This is a genomic window from Streptosporangium sp. NPDC002607 (assembly GCF_053592655.1).
In genome coordinates this window covers 1-22,450 of the sequence record NZ_JBSFWD010000089.1, presented here as the reverse complement: position 1 = coordinate 22,450, position 22,450 = coordinate 1, and the positions used below count along the sequence as shown (strand labels likewise).

General features: G+C 69.8%; 26 protein-coding genes and 2 pseudogenes. 11 read left to right on the top strand and 17 right to left on the bottom strand.

All coding sequences use genetic code 11. The features are described from left to right. Positions 1 to 760 precede the first annotated feature (760 nt). Both ACWD3H_RS45275 and ACWD3H_RS45270 read left to right on the top strand, forming a co-directional pair. Complete coding sequence (locus ACWD3H_RS45275; RefSeq protein WP_451959444.1) at positions 761 to 2,050, top strand: GNAT family N-acetyltransferase; 1,290 nt, start codon at positions 761 to 763, stop codon at positions 2,048 to 2,050. A 42-nt stretch (positions 2,051 to 2,092) separates the two neighbouring features. Next, complete coding sequence (locus ACWD3H_RS45270; RefSeq protein WP_451959443.1) at positions 2,093 to 2,398, top strand: hypothetical protein; 306 nt, start codon at positions 2,093 to 2,095, stop codon at positions 2,396 to 2,398. 1 nt (position 2,399) lies between these two features. On the opposite strand, the gene ACWD3H_RS45265 is transcribed toward ACWD3H_RS45270, so the two are convergent. Beyond that, positions 2,400 to 2,603, bottom strand: a complete 204-nt coding sequence (locus tag ACWD3H_RS45265; RefSeq protein ID WP_451959442.1) for a hypothetical protein — start codon at positions 2,601 to 2,603, stop codon at positions 2,400 to 2,402. Positions 2,604 to 3,048: 445 nt separating this feature from the next. Between ACWD3H_RS45265 and ACWD3H_RS45260 the strand changes: the two genes are divergently transcribed. Genes ACWD3H_RS45260 through ACWD3H_RS45250 form a run of 3 tightly spaced genes read left to right on the top strand, consistent with a single transcriptional unit; the run spans position 3,049 to position 4,937 of the window. Further along, on the top strand, positions 3,049 to 3,390 hold the full coding sequence (locus ACWD3H_RS45260) for an ArsR/SmtB family transcription factor (protein ID WP_451959441.1): 342 nt from the start codon (positions 3,049 to 3,051) through the stop codon (positions 3,388 to 3,390). 22 nt (positions 3,391 to 3,412) lie between these two features. Then, positions 3,413 to 4,531 carry an ACR3 family arsenite efflux transporter gene (arsB, locus tag ACWD3H_RS45255; RefSeq protein WP_451959440.1) on the top strand — a complete coding sequence of 373 codons (1,119 nt, stop codon included), beginning with the start codon at positions 3,413 to 3,415 and terminating at the stop codon, positions 4,529 to 4,531. Beyond that, a complete protein-coding gene (locus ACWD3H_RS45250) occupies positions 4,524 to 4,937 on the top strand; it encodes an arsenate reductase ArsC (RefSeq protein ID WP_355567460.1) in 414 nt (137 codons plus the stop codon). The genes arsB and ACWD3H_RS45250 overlap by 8 nt, the downstream gene beginning before the upstream one ends. Positions 4,938 to 5,028: 91 nt before the next feature. Here the strand turns inward: ACWD3H_RS45250 and ACWD3H_RS45245 are convergent, their stop codons facing one another. From ACWD3H_RS45245 to ACWD3H_RS45215, 7 genes are all read right to left on the bottom strand, one after another. Further along, entirely contained in the window at positions 5,029 to 6,285 is a 1,257-nt protein-coding gene (locus tag ACWD3H_RS45245) for a M28 family peptidase (RefSeq protein WP_451959439.1), read from the bottom strand. Positions 6,286 to 6,785: 500 nt separating this feature from the next. Then, entirely contained in the window at positions 6,786 to 7,871 is a 1,086-nt protein-coding gene (locus ACWD3H_RS45240; RefSeq protein WP_451959438.1) for an ArsO family NAD(P)H-dependent flavin-containing monooxygenase, read from the bottom strand. Next, positions 7,868 to 8,215: an ArsR/SmtB family transcription factor gene (locus ACWD3H_RS45235; RefSeq protein WP_355632103.1), complete on the bottom strand. Its 348-nt coding sequence runs from the start codon at positions 8,213 to 8,215 to the stop codon at positions 7,868 to 7,870. Before ACWD3H_RS45235 ends, ACWD3H_RS45240 begins: the two co-directional genes overlap by 4 nt. 33 nt (positions 8,216 to 8,248) lie before the next feature. Continuing rightward, on the bottom strand, positions 8,249 to 9,499 hold the full coding sequence (locus tag ACWD3H_RS45230; protein ID WP_451959437.1) for an MFS transporter: 1,251 nt from the start codon (positions 9,497 to 9,499) through the stop codon (positions 8,249 to 8,251). Continuing rightward, a complete protein-coding gene (locus tag ACWD3H_RS45225; protein ID WP_451959436.1) occupies positions 9,496 to 9,768 on the bottom strand; it encodes a hypothetical protein in 273 nt (90 codons plus the stop codon). The genes ACWD3H_RS45230 and ACWD3H_RS45225 overlap by 4 nt, the downstream gene beginning before the upstream one ends. 50 nt (positions 9,769 to 9,818) lie before the next feature. Then, complete coding sequence (locus tag ACWD3H_RS45220; RefSeq protein ID WP_451959435.1) at positions 9,819 to 11,246, bottom strand: FAD-dependent oxidoreductase; 1,428 nt, start codon at positions 11,244 to 11,246, stop codon at positions 9,819 to 9,821. Positions 11,247 to 11,549: 303 nt separating this feature from the next. Beyond that, a complete protein-coding gene (locus tag ACWD3H_RS45215) occupies positions 11,550 to 11,978 on the bottom strand; it encodes an ArsR/SmtB family transcription factor (RefSeq protein WP_451959434.1) in 429 nt (142 codons plus the stop codon). On the opposite strand from ACWD3H_RS45215, the pseudogene ACWD3H_RS45210 reads away from it, so the two are divergent. The 4 genes and pseudogenes from ACWD3H_RS45210 (at position 11,904) to ACWD3H_RS45195 (ending at position 15,380) form a co-directional block, all read left to right on the top strand. Next, positions 11,904 to 12,644, top strand: a pseudogene (locus tag ACWD3H_RS45210) (IS701 family transposase). The gene ACWD3H_RS45215 and the pseudogene ACWD3H_RS45210 overlap by 75 nt on opposite strands. 53 nt (positions 12,645 to 12,697) lie before the next feature. Then, on the top strand, positions 12,698 to 13,054 hold the full coding sequence (locus ACWD3H_RS45205; protein WP_355568072.1) for an ArsR/SmtB family transcription factor: 357 nt from the start codon (positions 12,698 to 12,700) through the stop codon (positions 13,052 to 13,054). Beyond that, positions 13,054 to 13,959, top strand: a complete 906-nt coding sequence (locus ACWD3H_RS45200; protein WP_451959433.1) for a cation diffusion facilitator family transporter — start codon at positions 13,054 to 13,056, stop codon at positions 13,957 to 13,959. The genes ACWD3H_RS45205 and ACWD3H_RS45200 overlap by 1 nt, the downstream gene beginning before the upstream one ends. 722 nt (positions 13,960 to 14,681) lie before the next feature. Further along, positions 14,682 to 15,380 (top strand): copper resistance CopC family protein, encoded by a 699-nt coding sequence (locus tag ACWD3H_RS45195; RefSeq protein ID WP_451959432.1) that lies wholly within the window; start codon positions 14,682 to 14,684, stop codon positions 15,378 to 15,380. A 7-nt stretch (positions 15,381 to 15,387) separates the two neighbouring features. Here the strand turns inward: ACWD3H_RS45195 and ACWD3H_RS45190 are convergent, their stop codons facing one another. From ACWD3H_RS45190 to ACWD3H_RS45160, 7 genes and pseudogenes are all read right to left on the bottom strand, one after another. Next, complete coding sequence (locus ACWD3H_RS45190) at positions 15,388 to 16,029, bottom strand: vitamin K epoxide reductase family protein (RefSeq protein ID WP_451959431.1); 642 nt, start codon at positions 16,027 to 16,029, stop codon at positions 15,388 to 15,390. Continuing rightward, entirely contained in the window at positions 16,026 to 16,700 is a 675-nt protein-coding gene (locus ACWD3H_RS45185) for a DsbA family protein (protein WP_355568060.1), read from the bottom strand. Before ACWD3H_RS45185 ends, ACWD3H_RS45190 begins: the two co-directional genes overlap by 4 nt. A gap of 40 nt (positions 16,701 to 16,740) precedes the next feature. Beyond that, positions 16,741 to 17,205, bottom strand: coding sequence for a hypothetical protein (locus tag ACWD3H_RS45180; protein WP_451959430.1), 465 nt, complete (start codon positions 17,203 to 17,205; stop codon positions 16,741 to 16,743). A 13-nt stretch (positions 17,206 to 17,218) separates the two neighbouring features. Then, positions 17,219 to 17,764: a methyltransferase domain-containing protein gene (locus ACWD3H_RS45175; RefSeq protein WP_355568054.1), complete on the bottom strand. Its 546-nt coding sequence runs from the start codon at positions 17,762 to 17,764 to the stop codon at positions 17,219 to 17,221. After that, positions 17,745 to 18,329 (bottom strand): DUF305 domain-containing protein, encoded by a 585-nt coding sequence (locus ACWD3H_RS45170; protein WP_451959429.1) that lies wholly within the window; start codon positions 18,327 to 18,329, stop codon positions 17,745 to 17,747. Before ACWD3H_RS45170 ends, ACWD3H_RS45175 begins: the two co-directional genes overlap by 20 nt. 56 nt (positions 18,330 to 18,385) lie before the next feature. Next, on the bottom strand, positions 18,386 to 18,997 hold the full coding sequence (locus tag ACWD3H_RS45165) for a DUF3105 domain-containing protein (RefSeq protein ID WP_451959428.1): 612 nt from the start codon (positions 18,995 to 18,997) through the stop codon (positions 18,386 to 18,388). 88 nt (positions 18,998 to 19,085) lie between these two features. Next, positions 19,086 to 19,306 (bottom strand): annotated as a pseudogene (locus ACWD3H_RS45160) (cation transporter dimerization domain-containing protein); the annotation flags it as partial. A gap of 542 nt (positions 19,307 to 19,848) precedes the next feature. On the opposite strand from ACWD3H_RS45160, the gene ACWD3H_RS45155 reads away from it, so the two are divergent. Then, positions 19,849 to 20,082, top strand: coding sequence for a hypothetical protein (locus tag ACWD3H_RS45155; protein ID WP_451959427.1), 234 nt, complete (start codon positions 19,849 to 19,851; stop codon positions 20,080 to 20,082). 34 nt (positions 20,083 to 20,116) lie between these two features. On the opposite strand, the gene ACWD3H_RS45150 is transcribed toward ACWD3H_RS45155, so the two are convergent. Both ACWD3H_RS45150 and ACWD3H_RS45145 read right to left on the bottom strand, forming a co-directional pair. Beyond that, complete coding sequence (locus ACWD3H_RS45150) at positions 20,117 to 21,064, bottom strand: M56 family metallopeptidase (protein ID WP_355568042.1); 948 nt, start codon at positions 21,062 to 21,064, stop codon at positions 20,117 to 20,119. Beyond that, a complete protein-coding gene (locus tag ACWD3H_RS45145) occupies positions 21,061 to 21,420 on the bottom strand; it encodes a BlaI/MecI/CopY family transcriptional regulator (RefSeq protein ID WP_350930412.1) in 360 nt (119 codons plus the stop codon). The genes ACWD3H_RS45150 and ACWD3H_RS45145 overlap by 4 nt, the downstream gene beginning before the upstream one ends. A 330-nt stretch (positions 21,421 to 21,750) precedes the next feature. Here ACWD3H_RS45145 and ACWD3H_RS45140 point away from each other — a divergent pair, with 330 nt between their 5' ends. After that, complete coding sequence (locus tag ACWD3H_RS45140; RefSeq protein ID WP_451959426.1) at positions 21,751 to 22,215, top strand: hypothetical protein; 465 nt, start codon at positions 21,751 to 21,753, stop codon at positions 22,213 to 22,215. The last annotated feature ends 235 nt before the right edge of the window (positions 22,216 to 22,450 follow it).

Genomic DNA, 22,450 nt, shown 5'->3' with positions numbered 1-22,450 from the left:
CGTCCGGGTTGCCCGAGGTGGCCCGGATGGTTCGCGAGCCTCAGCCCACCGACCGGCGGCAGTTCCAGGAGATTCAACTGCTCGCCCGCAAAGCCTAGGCAGGGGCTGTCTGACCGAACACATGACCGCATCCAACCTGCCGGACGGGGAGCCGTCAGGCTCCAGGCGTCGACTCGTGATCAGGGCTCACCGCCCGTTCGAGCTCCGATTTGGTCGAACGAGGGGACTCCGAGGAACACCTTCGATGACCTGCGCTCCTGGCGGGCATCGAGCTGAGCGACCTTCTCTGCTGCCCCAGCGAGGCTGACCCGTAGCCCTTCGACATCGCCGAGCCGGCCTTCGCATTCGGCCTCGGCGATGCGGGCGATCAGGTTGTCGCGGATGTCGGCAAGTCGTGTCCGCTGGGCCGGGTCCGGTCGAAGGAGTGAGCATCTGACACAAGCGTGCTCATGGATGCAAGGGGTTCCGAAGGCGCGTGCGCGGGTGCCGATGGACACCTTCCTTTTTTCGAAGTGGGCGAGGAAGGCATCCCATTCTTCCTCGGTCGGGGTTCGGTACTCTTCGCTGGGGCGAGAGGTTCGACGGCGGGCGATGAACGCTCGGTGGGCTTCGATTCTGAACTTTCGTGCTGGTGGAGCGGCACGGCACCTCCAGCCTGTACCGGATCAACGAAGAGTGCGTGCGGTGCTTTCCACCGCCGTCGACGTGGTGATGGGCAACCCCGTCCCGGCCACCCCCATCTGCGACCGAGGAGCACGTCATGGCACATGAGGAGGTCGTCGAGCGCTACTCCGGCCTGGCCCGCGCGGCGCTGGCCGGTGAGAGCGTCGTGGACTGCGCTCCCGATGCGTTCGCCGACGGCTGCTTCGGCGCGGCCGGCTACGACGACACCGCGGGACTGCCCGAGGGCGCGCTGCGCGCCAGCCTCGGCTGCGGCAACCCGGTCGCCGTCGCCGAGCTACGCACGGGCGAGACCGTGCTCGACCTCGGCTCCGGGGGCGGCATCGACGTGTTGCTGTCGGCGCGCCGCATCGGCCCGTACGGAAAGGCCTATGGCCTGGACGCCAGCGCCGACATGGTGGAGCTCGCCCGGCGCAACGCCGCGGCGGCGGGTGTGGCCAACACCGAGTTCGTGTGTGGCACGATCGAGGCGATCCCGCTGCCGGATCACGCGGTCGACGTCGTCATCTCCAACTGCGTGATCAACCTCTCCAGCGACAAGGCGGCCGTGCTGGCTGAGACCTTCCGGGTTCTGCGGCCCGGCGGCCGCCTGGGCATCAGTGACGTCGTCACCGACAGTGCAACCGGCGGAGCCGTCGAGGCGCAGCGACGCGTGGCCACCGAGCAGCGGGTGGGCTGTATCGCCGGATCCCTCACCGTCGTCGAATACCGGGCTCTGCTGGCGGCGACCGGGTTCGTGGCCACCTCGATCACGCTGACGGCCGATCACGGCGACGGAGTGCACTCGGCCGTCATCCAGGCCGTCAAGCCCGCGATCTCTCCGGGGCTGGAGATCCGGCCGATGCGTGAGACCGACGCCGAGCAGGTGCTGGCCATCTACCAGGCGGGGTTGGATACCGGCCAAGCCAGCTTCGAGACGCTCGCACCCAGCTGGGAGGGCTTCACCGGGGGTAAGTTGACGCACCCGCGCTATGTCGCCGTCGACACCGACACAGGTGAGGTCGTCGGCTGGGTGGCCGCCTCACCGGTCTCGGCCAGGGCGGTGTACGCCGGAGTCGTCGAGCACAGCCTCTACGTCCACCCCGACTGCCAGGCCCACGGCATCGGCCGGGCCCTGCTGGCCGCGTTCATCGCCGGGTCACAGGACGCCGGAATATGGACAATCCAGGCGGGAATCTTCCCGCAGAACGCGCCCAGCCTGTCTCTGCACCAGGCGCTCGGTTTCCGCGTCATCGGTACCCGCGAGCGCGTCGGCCACCACCACGGCGTGTGGCGCGACGTGATCCTCCTGGAGCGGCGCAGCGCGGTCACCGGGCTTGAGGCAGGGGCGCCGTCAAGATACGTCACACCGGGGACGAAGTACCCGTAGAGGAACTCCGCAGGATTATTACACTGCTGCGAAGGGCGGCTGATGATGGAGTTGACGGTGCTGGTGGTGCCGGACTGTCCGAACGCGTCGGTGCTGGATGAGCGGCTGGCCGAGGTGCTGGCCGATCGCTGGTGGGTATCGGTGATGCGGCGAGTGATCGACGACGACGAGCAGGCGGCCCGGTGGGGGATGCGCGGGTCACCGACGCTGCTGATTGACGGTGTCGACCCGTTCGCCGATCCGGGGGTGCCGGCCAGCGTGTCGTGCCGGATGTATCGGGATGAGGATGGCCGCCTGGAGGGAGCGCCGTCGGTAGCCGCTCTGCGCCGCGCCCTGGACCAGGCGTAGGTCAGCTGAGTTCGCTGGTCGACTTGGCGTCGTGGTCACGCAGCCAGGTGACCAGGTCATCTGCGCCGGTGCGGCGGGCGGCATCCAGCGGGGCCAGCTGGTCGTAGCCGACCCGGTTAACGTCGCCGCCGCGTTGTAGGAAGAACTCTGCCGCTTGGCGCTGGCCGCCGTGGCAGCCTGACCACAGGCCGTGGGTGATGTCCACCACCGATCACCGCCACGTCGGCTTCGAGGTCGGCGCCGGCCTCCAAAAGTGCATTCAGGACCGGCACGTCGTCGCTGCTGGCCGCCCAGTGCCCTGATTGCTTCGCCCTCCTCCACGACAGGCCAAATCACATCGGCTGTTCACCAGTTGTTCGTCTCTGCTGATATCGATACATGCCAATATTGGCTTCTGTCATGGACCGAGGAGATTGTCCGCGCTGCCGACGTGGTGGTCACCATGGGCCGGACGCCTGCCCGGTCTTTCCCGGCAAGCGCCACCTGGACTGGGAGTTGCCCGACCCGGACGGCAAGAGCGTCGCGGAAGCGCGGCCGATCCTCGACCTGCCCGGCGCCCGAAAGGGCGGCACCTCCGTATCGTGCCCTAATAGACATATGTCAATATAGATGTTAGTCGACTTCGATAGATCTCTATACGGGAGGGTTCGATGGGGCCGCTGGAGCTTTTGGAGTGCAGCTCGCCGCTGACGCGCGAGCCGCTCAGCGCCGAGCAGGGCGCCGCCGTGGCGCGGGTGTTCAAGGCACTGGGAGATCCGGTACGGCTGCGCATCGTGTCGATCGTGGCCAGCCATGCCGGCGGCGAGGTGTGCGTGTGCGACCTGACCGGCGCCTTCGAGCTGTCACAGCCGACCATCAGTCACCACCTGAAGGTCCTGAAAGAGGTCGGGCTGCTGGTCTCCGAGCGCCGGGCCTCGTGGGTGTACTACCGGCTGGTCCCCGAGACCCTGGCCGAGCTGTCGGCCCTGATCAACGTTCCCGCCACGGCCTGAGCGCGACCACGGAAGGAAATCCATGTCCTCACCGTCCACCCGAGCCCCGGTCTCCGCCCCTGTGGGGCAGCCGGGCGTGATCGGCGCCCTGTCGACGCTCGATCGCCTCCTGCCGGTGTGGATCGGGCTGGCGATGGCCGCCGGTCTGCTGCTCGGCCGCCTGGTGCCCGGCCTGAACTCCGCGCTGGAGGCGGTGAAGATCGGCGAGATCTCGCTGCCGATCGCGCTGGGTCTGCTGCTGATGATGTACCCGGTGTTGGCGAAGGTCCGCTACGACCGCCTGGGCGCCGTCACCGGCGACCGGCGGCTGCTCGTCGCCTCGCTGGTGCTGAACTGGGTCCTCGGCCCGGCGCTGATGTTCGCGCTGGCCTGGCTGCTCCTGCCCGACCTGCCCGAGTACCGCACCGGCCTGATCATCGTCGGCCTGGCCCGCTGCATCGCCATGGTGCTGATCTGGAACGACCTGGCCTGCGGCGACCGTGAGGCCGCCGCCGTGCTGGTCGCGATCAACTCGATCTTCCAGGTGGTGGCCTTCGCCGCGCTCGGCTGGTTCTACCTGCAGGTGCTGCCCGGCTGGCTGGGCCTGGCCGAAGGCACCGCGCTACAGGTCTCGGCCTGGGACATCGCCTGGTACGTGCTGATCTTCCTCGGTATCCCGCTGGTGGCGGGCTACCTGTCGCGCAGGCTGGGCGAGCGTGCCCGGGGCCGCGAATGGTACGAGGAGCGCTTCCTGCCGAAGATCGGGCCGATCGCGTTGTACGGGCTGCTGTTCACCATCGTCATCCTGTTCGCCCTGCAGGGTGACACGATCACTTCCCAACCCGGAGACGTGGCGCGCATCGCGGTACCGCTGCTGGCCTACTTCGCCCTCATGTGGGGTGGCTCCTTCCTGGCCGGCCGGGCGATCGGCCTGACCTACGAGCGCACCACGACGCTCGCCTTCACCGCGGCGGGCAACAACTTCGAGCTGGCCATCGCGGTCGCGGTCGGCGTCTTCGGGGTCACCTCCGGCCAGGCCCTGGCCGGGGTGGTCGGCCCGCTGATCGAGGTGCCCGTCCTGGTCGCCCTGGTCTACGTCAGCCTGGCCGGCCGCCGCCTGTTCTCCACCACCTCCGCACCGAAGGGATCAGTCCATGCCTGACACAGCCGATACGCCCCAGGTCCTGTTCGTCTGCGTGCACAACGCCGGCCGATCCCAGATGGCCGCCGGCTGGCTCACCCATCTGGCAGGCGATCGGATCGAGGTCCGCTCGGCCGGGTCGCAGCCCGCAGAGACGATCAATCCGGTCGCGGTGCGGGCGATGGCCGAGGTCGGCATCGACATCGCCGCTGAGCAGCCCAAGGTGCTGACCGTCGAAGCCGTGCGGGTCTGCGATGTGGTCATCACCATGGGCTGCGGGGACACCTGCCCGTTCTTCCCCGGCAAGCGGTACGAGGACTGGAAGCTCGACGACCCCTCCGGCCGGGACATCGAGGCCGTCCGGAACATCCGCGACGAGATCCGAGCCCGTGTCGAAAAACTGATCGCCGACCTCGACGCCCGGTGACCCGGCCTGGGCGGCCTGAGCCGGGCCCGCGGCCCAGAACGCCTGGACCGCAGGTCCACGCCGACGGTCCAGGTCCGACAAGGCGCCCCGCTCAGGGGCGCTGCGTGCCGGCCAGCAGCCAGACGGTGGAGATGAGCAGGCGGGCGGCGGCCACCAGGGTGGCCGGCTCGACGCGGTCGGGGGTCTCGGCGGGGGTCTGGTAGCCGGGCATGCCCATGCCGATGCCGATCGCGGCCAGCCCCGCCGCGGCGTAGCGGCGGTTGTCCGAGGCCATCGCTCCGGCCCGCAGTGCCACCCCGGTGCGGCGCCCGGCCTGGTCCAAGACGGCCAGCAGGGCATGGGCCGGGCCGCCCGCCTCGACCGCGGCCGCCTGGTGCAGCTGCGCGGCCCCGTCCAGGTTGATGACCTGGGTACCCGGCGCCACAGCGGGGGCGTGGTGGGCCGAACCCCAGGCGCCGACCTCTTCGGCGTCCAGGAAGGACACCCTCAGATCCACCGGCACGGTCAAGGTGGTGGTGAGGACACGGGCGGCTTCCAGGATCGCGGCCACCCCGGAGGCGTTGTCGGCCGCGGCGGGCAGGCGACGGCCCGGGTCGTCGCCCACTCCGTCGAAGTGCGCCGTCAGCAGCACCCGCGGCCCACCCGCCGTCCCTTCCCCTGCCCCCTCATCCGGCACGTCCGGCCCGATCGGCAGGTGGCCGTGAACGTTGACACCGCCAACACCGACCGCGCGCAGCGGTGCCGACGCGGTCACGGTCACTTCCCCCGCGGCGAGGGCATCGGCCAGCTGCCGGTGCAGGTCGGTGCGTACTCCGATGACCGCCACCGCATGCCGGGCGGGCCCGGCGATCATTTTGGGCATCCACCCGTCGTCGTCGGTGTTTCGGGCCGTCAGCACGCCGAGGGCGCCGTCGGCTTCGGCGCGCCGGCAGGTCTGCGCCCATTCGCCGGCCGGAGCCAGCACCCAGCGCCCGCCGAGATCCGCCGTGCCCGCGTCCGCCAGCGGCGCCGAGTGCGGATCGGGCAGTTCGGCCGAGGCCGGGTGCTCGGCGAAATCGCGGCGATGCTCCAACCGCCGGGCTGCCCGGCCGGCGCTCCACTGCAACACCGGTGCGCGATACAGCTCTCGCACCTCGGCGACATCGAACGGGTCAAGCCGAACATCGGCGTCCAGCGTACGTAACCGGTCGGCGAGCCAGGCGGCGGCGGCGTGGCCGCCGGGGGTGCCCACCCGGCGGCCCGCGTAGCGGTCGGCGGCCAGCTCCGCGACGCAGTCGAGCATCCGCCGCGCGCTCACCTGTTCCAGGGCGGCCGCCAGGCCGGGGGCCTCGGCCGCCTCTGGTGGCATAGGTGGGGAGGCGGGGGGCGGGGAGCTCATCCGCAGCATCCACCGGAGGTGTTACTGGCGGCGGCCGGGGTGGCCGGTGCCTGGCCGCGGCCCTCGGTCTGGGCGGTCTGCTCGGCCTCGGTCGTACCTCCGCAACACGACACGGCTACGGAAACGGCGTCGTTGGATGCGGTGGGAGCGGGGCCTCCGCAGCATCCTCCGGCCGCGGGCGGGGTGAAGGCTTCCTGCAGGTTCCCGATGAATCCACCGGTGCTCTCGCTTGCCATGGTGTGCCCCTTTCGGGTCGGTGGCGCACGTGCTTGCGTCGCACCGGCCCCACTTGGATTTGACGGATATCTAAGTAGGGTCAGCGTTTCATTTTGATTAGAGGAGTGTCAAGTTAGAAGGACATCTAATCAAAATGGTGAGACGCGCTCTCGGCCCAGGCGGCATTCTCCCCGCGCTGGACGCCGCTCACCGTGAACGATCGCGCCCCCGCCTCTCACCACAAGGAGCGGGCGTCAGGACCCGAGCTGCTGCAGGACTTCGGCGACACAGGTTTTAGCGGTGCGGGCGGCGCCGATCAAAGTGGCCGAGGCGGGACCGGTCCAGTCGCCGTAGCCCAGCAGATGCAGGCGAGGTTCTCCGAGCGCGCGGGTGCCCTCGGTGGGGATCAGACCGTCGTGGCCGCGCAGTTGCAGCGGAGCCAGGTGGCCGAGCGCGGGGCGGAACCCGGTGCACCAGATGATTGTCTCGCACGCCAGCTCTGTGCCATCGGCCCAGGCCACCCCGGTCGCGGTGAGACGGGCGAACATGGGCTCGGCCTTGAGGGCGCCGCGGTCGCGGGCCTCGCGAACGGATGGCACGGCGACGATGTCACCCAGGTCACTCAGGTCGCCGACGCCTGCCGCATCGGCCGAGCGGGCACGACGGGTGGCCAGGTCGAACAACGCCTTGCCGTCCACCTCGTCGGGCAGCAGCCGGGGCGGGCGCAGGGTGGCCCAGGTGGTGCTCGCGACAGTGGAGACCTCGGCGAGGATCTGTGCGGCGGAGTTGGCGCCGCCCACGATCATCACACGCTCACCGTGCAAGGGCTCGGGCCCGGTGTAGCCGGCGGTGTGCAGTTGCCGGCCCTCGAAGTCGCCGATGCCCGGGTAGTGCGGGATGAACGGCCGCCACCAGGTGCCGGTCGCGCTGATCACGATTCGTGCCTGCCAGGTACCGGCGTCGGTCTGGACCGTCAGATGATCCTCACCCCGCCGCACGGCCCGTACGCGCACGGGGCGGACGATCGGTAACCGGTAGCGCTGCTCATAGTCGGCCAGGTAGGCGACGGTGTCGGCCGCGCTCGGAGAGGCCCCGCCTGCGGGCGCGGGCATCATCCGGCCCGGCAGTGAACTGTACTGGGCGGGAGAGAACAGCCGAAGCGAGGGCCAGGCGTGCCGCCAGGCGCCGCCCGGCCGGTTCTGGGCGTCGAGAATGACGAAATCGGCCTTCGCTCGACGCAGGTGGTAGCCCGCCGACAGCCCGGACTGCCCGCCGCCGACCACCAGCACGTCGACCCGCCGCGGCGAAGGCGATGGTGCCGTCGCCTCGGTCGGGCTCACGCGTTCGCGGGCTCGGCCAGCGGGGTGAACAGCGCGCTCAGCCGGGCCACCGCCGAGGGGACGATCCAGTAGTAGACCCAGGTGCCGCGCCGCTCACTGTCGATCAGCCCGGCCACCCGCAGGGTCTTGAGATGGTGGGAGATGGTGGGGGCGCTCAGGTCGAAGGCGCCGGTCAGGTCACACACGCACGCCTCACCGCCGGGGTGGGAGCCGATCATCGACAGCAGACGCAACCGGACGGGGTCGGCGACCGCCTTGAGCGCCGCCGCGAGTTCGGCCGCGTCGGCTGGTGAGATGGGTTCGCGGGCGATCGGGGCACAGCACTGGGTGGTGGCGGCGGTCATACGATAACTCCCCTACTTCGACATTTGTCTAAATCATACGCGGTGGTAGGCGACCAGCGCGAACGCGGCGATCGCGCAGGCCACCGCAACGGCTGCCATCACCCACTGGTAGCCGACCGCTTGGGCCAGCGCGACCGCGCCCAGCGGCGCCAGGGCTTTGTCAGCGACGGAGAAGGCGGCGATGCGGCCTGACAGCGAGGCGTAGGCGCTCGTGCCGTAGCGCTGCAGGAGCAGGTGCGGCAGGGTGATGGAGGCGATGCCGAAACCAAGCCCAAATCCGAGCACGCAGCCGATGGCACCCGGCACCGTGTGCCCGGCCAGCGGAAGCAGCGCGGCGGCGACGCCCTGCAGGGCGAAGATCGCGGCGGCGATGAGGGCGGCGGGCAGGCGGCGTTGCAGGCCGGTGGTGAGCAGGCGGCCGGTCACCGACAGCACCCCCAGCAGTCCGGCCAGTGTGGCGGCCAGGACGGGTGAGTGCCCCAGATGGATGAGGTAGGTGATGAGCAGGACGGACATCACCGCTGCCGCGCCGCCGTTGGCGGTGAAGGCGATCACCAGCAGCCAGAACGGCCGCCGACGGGTGGCGGCCTTGACGACCTGAGCCCGCTCGTGGGTCGTGACCGGCCGACGTCCGGCGCGGGCGGGGCGGCGCACGACGAACGCGTGCAACGGGATCGCCGCCGCTCCGTAGATCACGGCCAAGACCACCAGGGCGGTGCGCCAGCCGTAGGAGTCGACCAGCAGGCCGGTCAGCGGCAGGAAGATGGTGGAGGCGAACCCGGCGACGACGGTGAGCGCGAGCAGGGCGTTGGCTCGGCCGTGGCCGGGGGTGGGGCCGTCGAACCAGCTGACGATGACAGCGAAGGCGCTTTCGTACAACACCATCGCGCACGCGATGCCGATCGCGGTGAAGACCGCGTACAGCTGGGGCAGGTTCTCGACCCGCGACCAGGCCAGGACGGCGAGCGTGCCGATGATCGACCCGGCGGTCATCAGGCCCCGGCCGCCGCGGGCGTCCAGCAGGCGGCCGACCAGCGGGGCGCACAGCGCGGCGATCAGGATCGAGCCGGTCAGCGCGGCCGCGATCTGGGTGCCGCCGGCATGCAGGTCGGCTGCCATGGGGGTGAGGAAGACGGAGAAGGTGTAGTAGAGCACGCCGTAGCCGATGGTCTGCGTCACGGCCAGGGCTGCGACGATGCGCCACCCCTGGGCCAAGCGCGGCCGGCCGCCGCTCCCGGGGGTGGGGGCGGCGGCTTTCGTGGCGGCTTCAGTGGTGGAGCTCACTCGCGGTCACCGGCGCAGCCGATCAGCTGACGTCCGTTCGCGCTCGTCCAGAGCTCACCGGCGAGGTCTCCGGTGATGAACCCCTGGGCCTGCAGCCGCCAGGCCAGGGGCTGGGCCATTCGGGCGATCGCTGGGGCGAAGCCCGGGTTGGTGCTCGGCCTGCGGGCGGCGACCAGGTGCTCACCCAGGCGGCGGGTGTCGATGGGCCCGTGCTCGCAGATCAGGCGCAGGGCTTCCTTCTGGGCGGCGGTGGGGTATCCCTCAGACATCTGACGCTCCCTGTGTCTGCGGCTTCGGTGCTGGTCGATGGCCGGCGCGTTCAGCCGCAGCAGCCACCACCGTCGCTGCCGCCGAGGGTGACCAGCGGGAGCGGGGTGGCGAGCAGGCCGCCGCTGATACCGGTGGCCAGGCCGACCCGCTGCTCTTGTGCCTCGGCCAGGCCAGAGGAGCACACGCCTGTCTCGGGCAGGTCGAGCTGGACGTCATGGGCGGCTTCCCAGTCCCCGGCCAGCGCGGCGACGACGGAGCGGACCTGCTCATATCCGGTGGCCATCAGGAAGGTGGGAGCGCGGCCGTAGCTTTTGACGCCCACCGCGTAGTAGCCGCTTTCGGGGTGGGACAGTTCGTCGACGCCGTGGGCCGGGACGGTGCCGCAGGAGTGCTGGTTGGGGTCGATCAGCGGGGCCAGCGCGCGGGTGGAGCCGAGGATGGGGTCGAGCTCCAGGCGCAGCTCGGAGGCGATGGAGTGGTCGGGCCGGTATCCGGTGGCGACCACGACGCGCTCGACGGTGATGGACTGCTCGGTGCCGGAAGAGTCGCGGCTGAGTACCGTCACCTGGCCGTCGGCCTTGGTGAGGGAGTGGGTGAAGAAACCGGTCAGCAGTTGGATGCGTCCGTCCTTGACCAGGGTGTGCAGGCGGGTGCCGAGGGCGCCACGTGCGGGCAGTGCGTCGGCCTCGCCGCCGCCGTAGGCGCGTGCCGCGCTGCCCGCCCGGATTGCCCAGGTGACGGGGGTGTCCTGCAACTGGGCCAGAGCCAGCAGAGTGGTGGCCGCCGAATGACCGGCTCCGACCACGAGGGTGTGGCGGCCCTCGTACCTCTCGCGGTCGGCGCCCAGCACGTCGGGCAGCGCGTGGTCGATGAGCGCCGCTGCCTCGGCTTCACCGTAGGCGGGAAGACCATTCGCCCCGAGCACGTTGGGCGTGGTCCAGGTGCCGGAGGCGTCGACGATCGCCCCGGCATGGACCTCGCGGCCGTCGGCCAGGCGGATCAGGAACGGCACCTGCTCGCGGCCGATGGAGCGGACCCGGTCATAGCCCAGGCGGCTGATCGCGGTCACCGCCGCGCCGAAGCGCACGTTGGGGGCGATCGCCGGGTGCTTGGCCAGCGGGGCGAGGTAGTCGTCGATCAGCTCGGCGCCGGTCGGCAGCCACTCGGGATCCGGCGCGGCCCAGCCTTCGGCCTGGAGCAGGCGCCGGGTTGCGGCGTCGACGTTGTAGCGCCACGGGCTGAAGGTGCGCACGTGCCCCCATTGGGCGATCGAGGCCCCGACCTGCTGTCCGGCCTCCAAGAGGAGGAAGTTCAGGCCGCGCTCGGCCAGGTGGGCGGCGGCGGCCAGGCCCACCGGACCCGCACCGATCACCACCACGGGCAACCCCTCGATCTCAGCGCTCTGCTGGGCGTTCTCGGTCGCGGACAAGACCTGCTCGATCTCGGTGGCCGCCGGGCCGCAGCATCCATCACTCATGTTCGTCTCCTGTGCGTCGCATGCTCATCGTCAAAGGCACCGGGGGCGGGGGAACTCCGGTTCACCGGGCCCTACCCACCCTCCGACTGTTTAGAAGTCTGTCGAAGTAATGCCTAGCCTGCCTCATTGATTTGAGGGATGTCAATATAGGCAGGCGTCTAAGTTGTGAGGTACGGGTACCGGGCAGGCGTTTGTCGCCGCCGCGGCGCACCTCGCCGCCCGGCGGTGGGGCCTATCCGCAAGGGGAGTCCGGCGAGCAGTCCACCGGCGGGCAGCATGCCCGCAGGCTCGCCTGCAGGTCGCTCAGCGCGCGGCCGATCCGCCCCGCATCCGCCCGGTAGTAAAGGTCTTCCACTCCCGACGGGAGGCCAACACGCCGCCGTCACGCAGGGTGGCCAGGTGGGTGGAGGTCGCCGACTGGGCCGGCGGCAGGCGCTCGGCCACCTCGGAGACGCTCAGCTCCACCCCGCCGGCGAACAGCGCCAGGATCTGCTGGCGGGTCTCGCCGGCCATCGCCTTGAGGAAGGCGCGGGCCGCATCCCTCAACTCGATCCCGCTCAAGAACTGGACGCCGTGCAGGAGCGGTTGGAGACGTTCGCCGCTGAGGTGTTCTCCGGTTTTGCCCGTGCTGATCAGCGGTGGTGGGGCGAGCGGTATGTGCGTGGCCTGCTGAGTGACGGGGCCCGCAAATCGATGGAGCCGATGGCGGCCCGGCTGGGCGTGGACCGCCATGGGCTGCAGTAGTTCTGCACCGACGCCCCCTGGTCGCATCAGCTGGTGCCGGCCGAGCCGGCTTGGCGGATGGAGGCGGCGATCGACCCGGTGGCGTGGGTGATCGATGATGTGTCCTTTCCCGAGGACGGCCAGGAGTTGCCGGGCGTGGCCGCGCAGTTCTGCGGGGCGTTGGGCAAGAGGGCCGACTGCCAGGTCGCCCCGAGCGTGCATCTGGTCACCGGCGCCGCGTCGTGTCCGGTGAGTCGGCGGCTGTTCGTTCCCGAGGGCTGGGATCCGTCCTCGCCGCGGGTGCCGGATACCGAAGCGGTGACGGCGCGCCGCCGCCGGGTTCGGATCTCTGAGGAGGTGGCGCATGTGTCCAAAGGGCGGCCGGCCGTGGACATGCCGGATGAGCCGGCGTGTTGGGGGCTGGATGCGCCGCTGGTGGTCGCCGATGAAGGGTATGGCCAAGACGGGGCCTTCCGGCTGGCCCTGACCGAGCGGAACATCGCCTACGTGGTGGGGGTGCGCTCCGATACCGCGCTTTTGGCGGCCGGTGTCTGCCGCACCAGGACGCCGTATCGGGGCACCGGCGGCGAGCGGCGCCCCGAGCATCGAAACAGCGAGAAAGTCGGGGCATCAGTTGACAGGCCGCCTCCGGCGGCCGCTAACCTTTATATATGAATAGTTCTTCAGATGAGCGATTCGCGGCCATTGGCGGCTGTACCGCCCGGATAGTGGACGCGCCCCGGGTGGCGGCGGTGCGTGAGCGGATGCCCGCCGCGCAGGATCTGACCGACACCGCGGAGGTGTTCGGGTTGCTGGCCGATCCAGGCCGCCTGCGGTTGCTGCTGGCCCTGCTGGAGGGCGAGATGTGCGTGTGCGACCTGGCCGCGGTGAGCGGCCAGAGCGAGTCGGCGGTCTCGCACGCACTGCGGCTGTTGCGGGCGCACCGCATCGTGACGGCCCGCCGGGCCGGTCGGATGGCCTTCTACCGGCTGGAGGACGCGCACGTGCGGATGCTGCTCGACCTTGCGCTCGCCCACACCGAGCACACCCAGGCCATCCACCCCGAACGCGGCGGAACCCGCTGATGGGCACCGGGCACGGCCATGGGCATGGGCACGCCGGGGGCCGGCACCGGTGGCGGCTCGCGGTCTCCTTCGCCCTGATCGGCTCCTACTTCGTGGTCGAGCTGGTCTACGGGTTGATATCGGGTTCGCTGGCGTTGCTGTCGGATGCCGGGCACATGGCCGCCGACGTGGTGACGCTGGGCGCCGCGCTGGTGGCCACCCGGATCGCCACCCGCCCCGACACCACGGGGCGCCGTAGTTACGGCTCCTACCGCGCGGAGGTGTTCGCCTCCCTGCTGGCCGTGCTGCTGATGCTCGGCGTGGCGGTGTACGTGGTGGCCGAAGCGGTGGGCCGGATCGGCGCCGGCGCCGAGGTCTCCTCCGGGCCGATGCTCATCGTGGGAGCCATCGGCCTGGTCATCAATGTGATCGTGTTGCTGTTGCTGCGTTCGGGCGCGGCTGAGAGCTTGAACGTCAAGGGCGCCTACCTTGAGGTGGTGGCCGACACCGCCGGGTCGGTCGGCGTCATCGCCGCCGGCTGGCTGGTCGCGGCGACCGGCCAGCCGATCTGGGACACGCTGGTCGCGCTGGCCATCGGTGTCTTCGTCGCGGTGCGCGCCATCTCCCTCGGACGGCAGGTGCTCGCGGTCCTGGGCCAGCACGTCCCGGCCGGTATGGACGCCTCCGCCGTTGCCGGTGATCTGGTGGCCGTCGAGGGCGTGCGCGACGTCCACGACCTGCACCTGTGGACGTTGACCTCCGGCATGAACGTGGCCACCGCCCACCTGGTCACCTCAGACGGCGCCGACAGCCACGCCGTCTTGGACCAGGCCCGCGACCTGCTGCGCCGGCGCCACAATGTGGCTCACGCCACCTTGCAGGTCGAACCGGCCGACCACCTGGGCTGCGACGAACTGGGTTGGTGAACACCGTTCACCCCCGTGTGGCCGCGGTCGAGCGGCGGTGGTGGCGGTGACCCCGATGTGAGCGGTCCCGCCCCGGCTCCCTCACGCCTTCGCGCCTCACCCCGGGCGCCCGTCCCCGCTCTCGATCCCTCCACATTCCACCGCTGGAGCGCGCGACCCGCTGTCCCTCGGTGACGAACAATGCTGTCGGCCAAAGGAGTTCATAGGAGTCCAAGTCCACCATCACAGCGTTCATCCTGGCCTAATCGCCGAGGGCGGCACAGGTGATCCTCACCCGGCAGCGCGCCGCGAGTCAGCGCGCCGAGCGTGCTGCGGAAGCCGAAAAGACCCGGTGGAAACGGGCCGATGAGTCGGCACAGGCGGTGCTGGATGCGGCGGTGTCGCCAGTGGAGCGGTGGTCGCCCCCGCCGGAGGGCGACGTTGAGCTGGATCCGCACCCGGTGTCGTTGGTTCGGGCCCGGGAGTTGGCACGCCGGGAACGACGCCGACACCGGTGAGAGCAGCCCTGCCGGTGATCGCTGCTGCCCCCGGCATGAGCCTGTCCAGGCTGCGGGGTCTCGATGACATGGCCATTGAGCCCTACCGGTGGGGCGCTCGACACCTCCCTTCGACACAATGTAGAAGTTCCATATGGTCAGCCTGACGCCTCAAAGGCCGCTTCACGCCCGAGATCGCGTCCGCGCGGTGGTCAGGGGGCTTTCGTCACCACGATCACCTGGTTGATGCGCAACGAGGTGCACGCCGAGCGGCAGGTCTTCGGCGCAGGCGCGCTGTCCGAGTACGTCGATCACCCATGCGCCTGCCGCAGCGCAGGCGGTCACGCCCCACCGAAAGGGAGCCACTTCATGTTCCTGCACAGATCAGCGGTCGTTCTTGTCGCTCTCATCGCGGCGCTGTGGCCGATCACGACAGTGCAGGCGCATGACGTGCTGAAGTCCAGCAATCCCGCCAAGGACGACAAAGTCTCCGACGTCAGCGAAGTGATGTTGGAGTTCGAACGGGAGGTGAAGTTCCCGAAGGTGGCGGTGTTGAACGCCGCGGGCGAGCGATTCCAGTCTGGTGAGGCCGGCATGCGGGGCAAGAAGGTCATCCAGAAGCTGTCCGGGACGCTTCCGGCGGGTAGATACACGATCGGTTTCCGGGTGGTCTCCTCCGACGGCCATCCCCGCACCGGCGAGATCCCGTTCACCGTGATCGCCTCTTCGACCCCCACTGCCACCCCCACCTCCACTCCGAGTGCGGGTGGCTCGCAGACCGCCGGCACGCCCGCGCCGAGCGCCCAGCCCGCGGAGCCGGCCATGACCCCGCAGGCCAATGAGACCGACGGGCCGTCGATGTTCCTGTGGGTGGTCGTCGGTTTCATCGTCGTCATGGCGGTATTCAGCGTCGTCATGAGCAGGCGTCGCCGCCCGGGCCAGTGACCGGATCTCAGATCAGCGTGATCCAGTAGGACCAGAAGCGCTGCAGGATGAGGCCGAGGATGGCGAGCATCCACATCATGAGCACGCTCGTGTGATACCGGGCCGCCGCCGCGGCGGCCCGGTGCGCGCCGCGCGGCAGGGCGATGCGGCCGCTGTGCAGGTTGGCGAGCGTGACGTACCAGAAGATGGGAATCGTCGCGATCCACACGAGCATGCAGTACGGGCACAAGGCGCCGATCACGTACAGGCTCTGGACGATCAACCAGTGCACGAAGACGACGCCGGCCAGGGTGCCCAGCTGCAGGCCATACCAGAACCAGGTCCGCAGGCGGGCTCCGGCCAGCAGAGCCGCGCCCACCGTCGTCACGACGCAGAAGGCCGCGACGCCCAGCAGCGGGTTGGGAAAGCCGAAGACGGAGGCCTGGGCGCTCTTCATGACCGATCCGCAGCTGAGGATCGGGTTGATGCTGCAGGTGGGAACGTAGGTGGGATCGGCGGCCAGGTGTAGACGTTCGATCATCAGCAAGAACGCGGCCAGCAGGCCGAGGCCGCCGCCGATCGTCAGCACGAACGGCAGCGCCCTGATGATGATGGACGAGGACGAGCCCTCAGCGGTGATCGGGGGCTGGTCGATGGCGGAGGTGGTCACGAGGCGAGCGCCGCGTCGATTTTGGCCTTGAGGTTGTCGTAGCTGGGCGCCTCGGTCAGCTGGGCGCCGTTGAAGAAGATCGTGGGGGTGCCCTGGACGCCGAGGGCCGTTCCGTCGTCCTGGTCTTTCCTCACCCGCTGGGCGGTCGCGGGCGCGGTGAGGTCGGACGGGAAGGCGGTCATGTCCAGGCCCACCTGCTGGGCCAGGTCGGTGAAGAACGCCTCCTTGGATTCAGAGGCCTCGCCCCACTGCTTTTGGGACTGAAACAGCTTGGCGTACATGGCCTCGAACTTGCCCTGCTTGGCGGCGGCCTCGGCGACTCGTGCGGCGAGTTCGCCGTTGCGGTGACCCGGCAGCGGGAAGTAGCGCACCACGACGGTGATGCGCCCGTCGTACTCGGCGCGAATGCGCTCCATGTGCGGGAAGGCCGCGCCGCAGGCTTCGCACTCGAAGTCGAGGAATTCCACCAGCGTGACCTTGCCGTCAGCCGCGGTGGACAGCCTGTGGCTGTCCTCGCGCACCAGCAGCTGGGCAGGAGCGCTCTGCGCGCCGGCCGCATCGGCGGCGGGTCTGGTGGATTGCGTTCCGAAGTCACCGAACACGGCGATCGCCGCGATGATCGCCGCCATCACGGCGGCGATGATAAGGGTTATCTTCAGATTCGTCGTCATGTTCTGCTCCTGGAGGAGGTTTTGCGCGGTACGCGCCCGCTTATCTTCTACCAGACGTAGAAGATGGGGGCGTCAACAGCGAAGTGAGGACCGTCGGGAAGCCTTTGAAAGGCGCCGCCCGTCGTGGAGGCGCTCGCCGGAGTCGGCCGGCCGGAACCGCGAGAACATCGGACAAGGTGAGCAGGAGGACTACCGCGGTCGCGATCGCCCAGCTCAGCGCCGCCCAGGAGGCGGCTCGAATGTAGGGCAGCGCCGTTGGCGACAGCATTCCCTTATCGGAGGGCAGCAGGATGGCGGCGACCAAGGCGCCGGCCGTGGCCGCGGCGGCGAGATCGGCCAGCAGTTTGGCCAGGGGCAACCCCCATCGGGTGATGGCGGCGCCCGCGTCGGAAAGGCCGGCGATCCCCGTCGAGGACGCCGACCCGCCCACGATCGCACCGATGGCCAAGGCCGTGAGGGCGGCAACCGCGACGCCGAGGAGGTAGCGGGCCACACGCGGGGACATGACCGCGGCTCCTTTAGTCGTTTCGGGGCTTTTGGGCGACGCCGAGGAGCAGTTGGCCACGTTCCCGCGTTGCCCGCCACATGAGGGGCAGCCCGTTGATGTCGAGCTCGTGAAGGAAGTCCTCGCTGGTGAAGTGCTCAGCTCCGCAGCGGTCGAAGAGAAGCCCCACTGCCGGTCGATTCAGCGCCCGGGTGGTGAACACCTCGAAATGGAAAAGACCGCCGGGGCGAAGGATTCTCGCCACCTGTGCCACGGCGCCGCGCCAGCGGTTGAGGAACTGGATGACGGCGAAGTCGCCCACGATGTCATAGCCGGCCTCCACTGAGGCCAGAGGAGCGCGCCGATCTGTGGCACCCAGATCGATGACGTCGACCGTCGCCGCGCCGGCGCGCTCCAGGCACGCGGTGATCCTGTAGTCCTGGCCGCGGCCGATTCCCAGAGCGCGTCCGCCACGCACGCTGTCGTGCAGCCCGATCAACGCCGCGGAGGTGTGAAAGGCTCGCATCCTTCGTCGCAGGGCGCCGTTGACCAGCGCTCCTTCAGCCAGCCGGGAGTACATCGGCGGCGCCCCGGGTGGTGAGCATGCGCTTCATCAGGTCGATCTCACTGCTTTGGGCAGCCACGAGGGAGGTGGCCAGGCGCCGGACCTGCGGCTGACCGGTGGCGTTCAGCGCGGCCTGCGCCATCTGCACGCCGCCTTGATGATGGGGGATCATCAGGCGAAGAAACAGCACGTCGGCCTCGCGCCCGTCGGCTTGTTCCAGCTGCTTGATCTGCGCGGCGGTGGCCATTCCCGGCATGGAGGTCATGCTCTGCGTCGTGCCGGTCGTGGAGTGGTGTGCTCGACGCATCCAGGCCATCGGCGCATCCAGGGATGCCTGGGGCAGGTCCCACAGCTGCAGCCAGGCGTACATCTGCCCGATCTGCTGCTGCTGGCTGAGCGCGATGTCGTAGGCGAGCATCCGGATCTCGGCGTCGGTGCTGCGATCTCGGACGATCATCGACATCCGTACGGCCTGGGCGTGATGGGCCTGCATGTCCCGGGCGAAACCGGCCTCCACCGAGTCGTCGGCAGGCGGCCGGGGATACAGGACGCCGAGGCCGGCGCCGGTCAGCGCGATCACCAGGACCGTCGCTGCGGCGAGGGTGAAGTGCCGCCGGCACCGGAAGGGGAGCCGGATCATGTGTAGGGCTCTCCGATGCCGCCAGAACAGGACGCGCCGGGCTCGGGAGTGGCCGGGCCCTGGACGTGGGCACGCAGGAATGCCGGCAGCCGCGGGTCCTCGACCCCCTCCAGCTTCAACTGCTTGGCCCAGGCGCTGGCCACCACCGGAGCCGACAGATTCGGATAAGGCGAGACGATGATGTAGTCGCGGCCCCGGGCCAGATCGAGCAACTTCTCCACCTGCTCCATGGGCAGATCGGGCCGGTAGGTGATCCACACCGCTCCGTGCTCCTGGGAGTGCACCACGTTCTCGGCGCGCAGCGGCTGGCTGTAGAGGCCGCAGTTTTGCCAGGCGGGGTCGTGATTGCCGCCGACCGGCGGGCTTTGCGGGTACTTCACCGGATCCTTGGTGTGCTCGCGCTGGGGGATGGCGACGGTCTGCACCGCCTCCAGTGACGTTCGGGCGCGTTCCTGGAGGATCAGCACGGTGGCCGCCGTGACCATCGCGCCGATCGCCACCACCGCCGCGCCGGCGACGGCGATCGTGCGCAGGCGCTCAGCCCGGCGTTGCTGGGCCTGCAGGGCGGAAAGTCGTTCCTTGATCGTTGCACGCGTGTCGTCACTCATCGGGCTCCCTGGTTTCTACATGGCGTAGAAGTTCTACATCATGTCGGATATGGGAGCCATAAGGAGCGGGTACTTCACCTTCTCGGCGGTGCCGTGCGCCTTCGTGGTCGGCGTGACGGCGGGCTCCAGTTGCAGCGTGGAGTGCTCGACGTCGAAGTGACCGGCCAGGCACTCGTGCGGCCGGTCCAGCACCTGACCGAAGGAGCCGTCCACCAGGGCGCCACCCTCCATCACAACGTGGGCGGACATGACCGGAAGCCCTGAAGTGATGCTCCAGGCGTGCAGGTCGTGGACGTCGATGACGCCCGGCGTCGGCGAGCAGGGCCAGGCTGCCCGACAGTGCCGCGCCGATGACCTCGACGACGAGCACGCCGATGGTCAGCAGCACCACGACCAGGCAGAGCGCTGGATGCGGGCGCAAGGCGTCTCTCAGGCAAGAGGGCGAGGCCCAGCAGACCTGCATCCGGCTGTCGCCCGGCACGACGCAACGTCCATCGCCGTGCTGAAGGGAAGGGTCGGCCATGCTCGCCACGTGGATCTACTTGATCGGTTACCTGGTTCTGGGGGCGCTCACTTTCGGAGTCCGGGCGCTGCTCCACCGCCGCCGCACCGGCAGTAGCGGCCCGGCATTTGGGCCGGAGTTCTGTTCGCCGCCGCGATCCTGCTCGGCCTGCTGTCGCCGGTCGCGGCGCTGGCGGGAGTCGTCGAACCGATCGCCGCCTTTGTGGCCGCCCCGATCCAGATCAGCGCGGCGGTCCTGGTCCTGGCCGCAGGCATGGCCACGTTGCTGTCGCAGTCGGCGATGGGCACATCCTGGCGGGTGGGCGTCGAACGAGGGCGAACCCACCGCCTTGGTCACCGGCGGGCCGTTCCGGCTGGTACGCAACCCCGTTTTCACCACCATGGCCACCACCTCGATCGGCTGGACCTTGCCGGTGCCCTCATCGCCCTCCCTGGCCGCGCTCATCACGGCGATCGAACTGCAGGTCCGCGTGGTCGAGGAGCCCTACCTGATCCGCACCCACGCCTCCATCACGGGCCGCTTCGTTCCGGCGCTGGGCCGCCTGTCACCGGCGATCTCCTAAAGGCTTCCCCTGCGGTATGTGGCGGCCCGGCGCCTCAGATCCGCCAGATGGTGATACACAGCACGGGCGCGACCAGCACGGCCAAGGGCCCGCTCAGCAGCAGGCCGGCAGCGCAGTAGGCGATGGCCGGCACCCAGCCCGGCTGCTGGGGACGACCGCGCAAAAGACGCTCCACGCGGTGAACGACCGCCGTGTCGGCCAGCGCCAGGCTGCCCGCCGCGGCGGGGCCGGCCGCCGGGGCGGCCATCCGCACCAGCGCGCGGGCCAGCGGCAGCTCTCCGTGTACGCGGCGGGCCTGGTCGTCGGCCAGCATCTCCAGCAGCACGGGGACGACCCGGCGGGCCGTGCTCGCGGCGGGAAGCCAGGGGAAGGCCTGCGCGAGCGCCAGGAACGGAAGCAGCAGCAGATCGTGGCGCCCGGCGGCATGCGCCCGCTCATGGCCGAGCACCGCCTCGGTCTCCTCGGCATCGAGGAGGTCGAGCGTTCCTGTGCTGAGCACGATACGGGCCCGGCGGCCGGGAATGCAGTAGGCCACCGGCCTGGCGCCGGGCAGCACATAGACGTCGTGGAGCACCGACGGGTCGGCCGCGACATCCACCAGCAGCCGTTGCCTGTTTTGGGCTCGAACCGTGCGCACCGCGGCCCGCACGGTGTGCAACGACAGCCAGCCGATCAGACCGGCGCTCCACACCAGCGCGACGATGTGCGCCGGTCCCAGACCGTCCAGCCCCCGCCCGTCGAGAATCTGACGGATCAGAGTGTGCGCACCGTGCGGGAACACCGCTGCGAGCGGCGCCACCGAGGCCACCAGGCCGATGCCGACCGCTCCCAGTCCGCCGGCCAGCCCGATCGCCTGCCACATGACCAGGGCAGCGCGGGGACAGCGATGCGTCCACCCGGCGCCGGCGAGCCGCTCGGCGATCCGGCCTCCTGCCAGCAGCGGCACCAGCGCCACGGCCGCGGCGACCAGCCAGACGATCACGACGTCTTGCCCAGGTCCCGGTTGTCGAGCGCCTCGCGCAGCGCGGCGGCCACCTGCGGCGACACGCTGCCGACGAAACGGCTGACCGCGGCCTCCACATCACCGGCGCCGTCCAGTACCTGGCGCATGGCCTCGGCGACGAAGACGTCCTTGCCGCCCGCGGCGCGATACAGATGGGCCCGGCCACTGCGCTCCCGGGTGACCAGGCCCTTGCGCGACAGCCGCACCAGCACCGTCAACACGGTCGTGACCGCAGGCGCCGAGGGCAGAGCGTCGGCCAGGTCCTGGGCGAACACGCCCTCGGGATGGTTCCACAACGCTTCCATGATCGAACGTTCCAGGTTGCCGAGCCGCACCTGTCAGCCCCTTCGCCTCTGTCATGGTTGTTTCCCACGATGAAGGCTACCGGCCCGCGCCCGGGTGACCAGCGCCCGTGAAGAGAGCACCCGGCTCGCGGACACTCCAATCCCGAAATCACCTCTCAGAGGGACGGGGTGATGGCGGCCGGGTGCGGCCCGCCTCCGAACGCCCTCGACATCTGCTCGGCCAGCATGGCCTCAGCCGCCGTAAGTCTGCCGCCACGCGGTTGACACGCTGTGCTCCGCGAGCCGGTGCCGCCCGCTCGTGGACGCCCTCCCGGAACACTAAATCACATCCCGGATGTGAACAGTCACGCAGGGTAATGTATGTTCGTGGTCATGATCGGATCGATGCGGCGAGTCGCGCGGCGTGGAGGCGTCGCCTTCACACTGTGCCTGACCGTACTCGGCATCGTCGTGCTGATCCATCTGGCGCTGTACGTCGCCGCTCACGCTCATGCGGCGCACCATCATGCGCCCGGCGTGCAGACTGTGACCTCCGTCGGCGGCTCGAACGCCGAAACCCCCTCCGCGGTCGCCGCGGTGTCGCACGAGCACGCACCGTGCCCTCGTCTTCCCGCCGATCATGATCATCGCCTGTGTGGCGCGGCCACCGGGGCGCAGATCACCGATGTGCGCCCCCTGCCGCAGACCGGCCCTGCCGTCGGCGACCCGATGATCACTGAGGTGTCCGCGACACTCTCACCGCCGCCCGCCCAGCGATCTTCGCGGCCGGTGTGCCCGCCGCCGGGGGCTGTGTTGCTCGTTCTCAAATCCGTTTCCCGCATATAGAAGCCAGCCCACCGGGCCCCTTGGCAACGACTCAAAGCTCGACACGATCGGCGCGAGCCGTCGCTTCCGCGTGCCCAAAAGCGAGTCGACCACATCGCAACCATGGGAAACGGATCATGACACACACCCTCAATTCATCGCAGATCGCCAGCACCTCGCTCAGCCAGTTGATCACCGGAGCCACCTGCCACGCCCCCGAGCACGTGGTCGGCAACACCCCGGTGCTCTGGGTCCC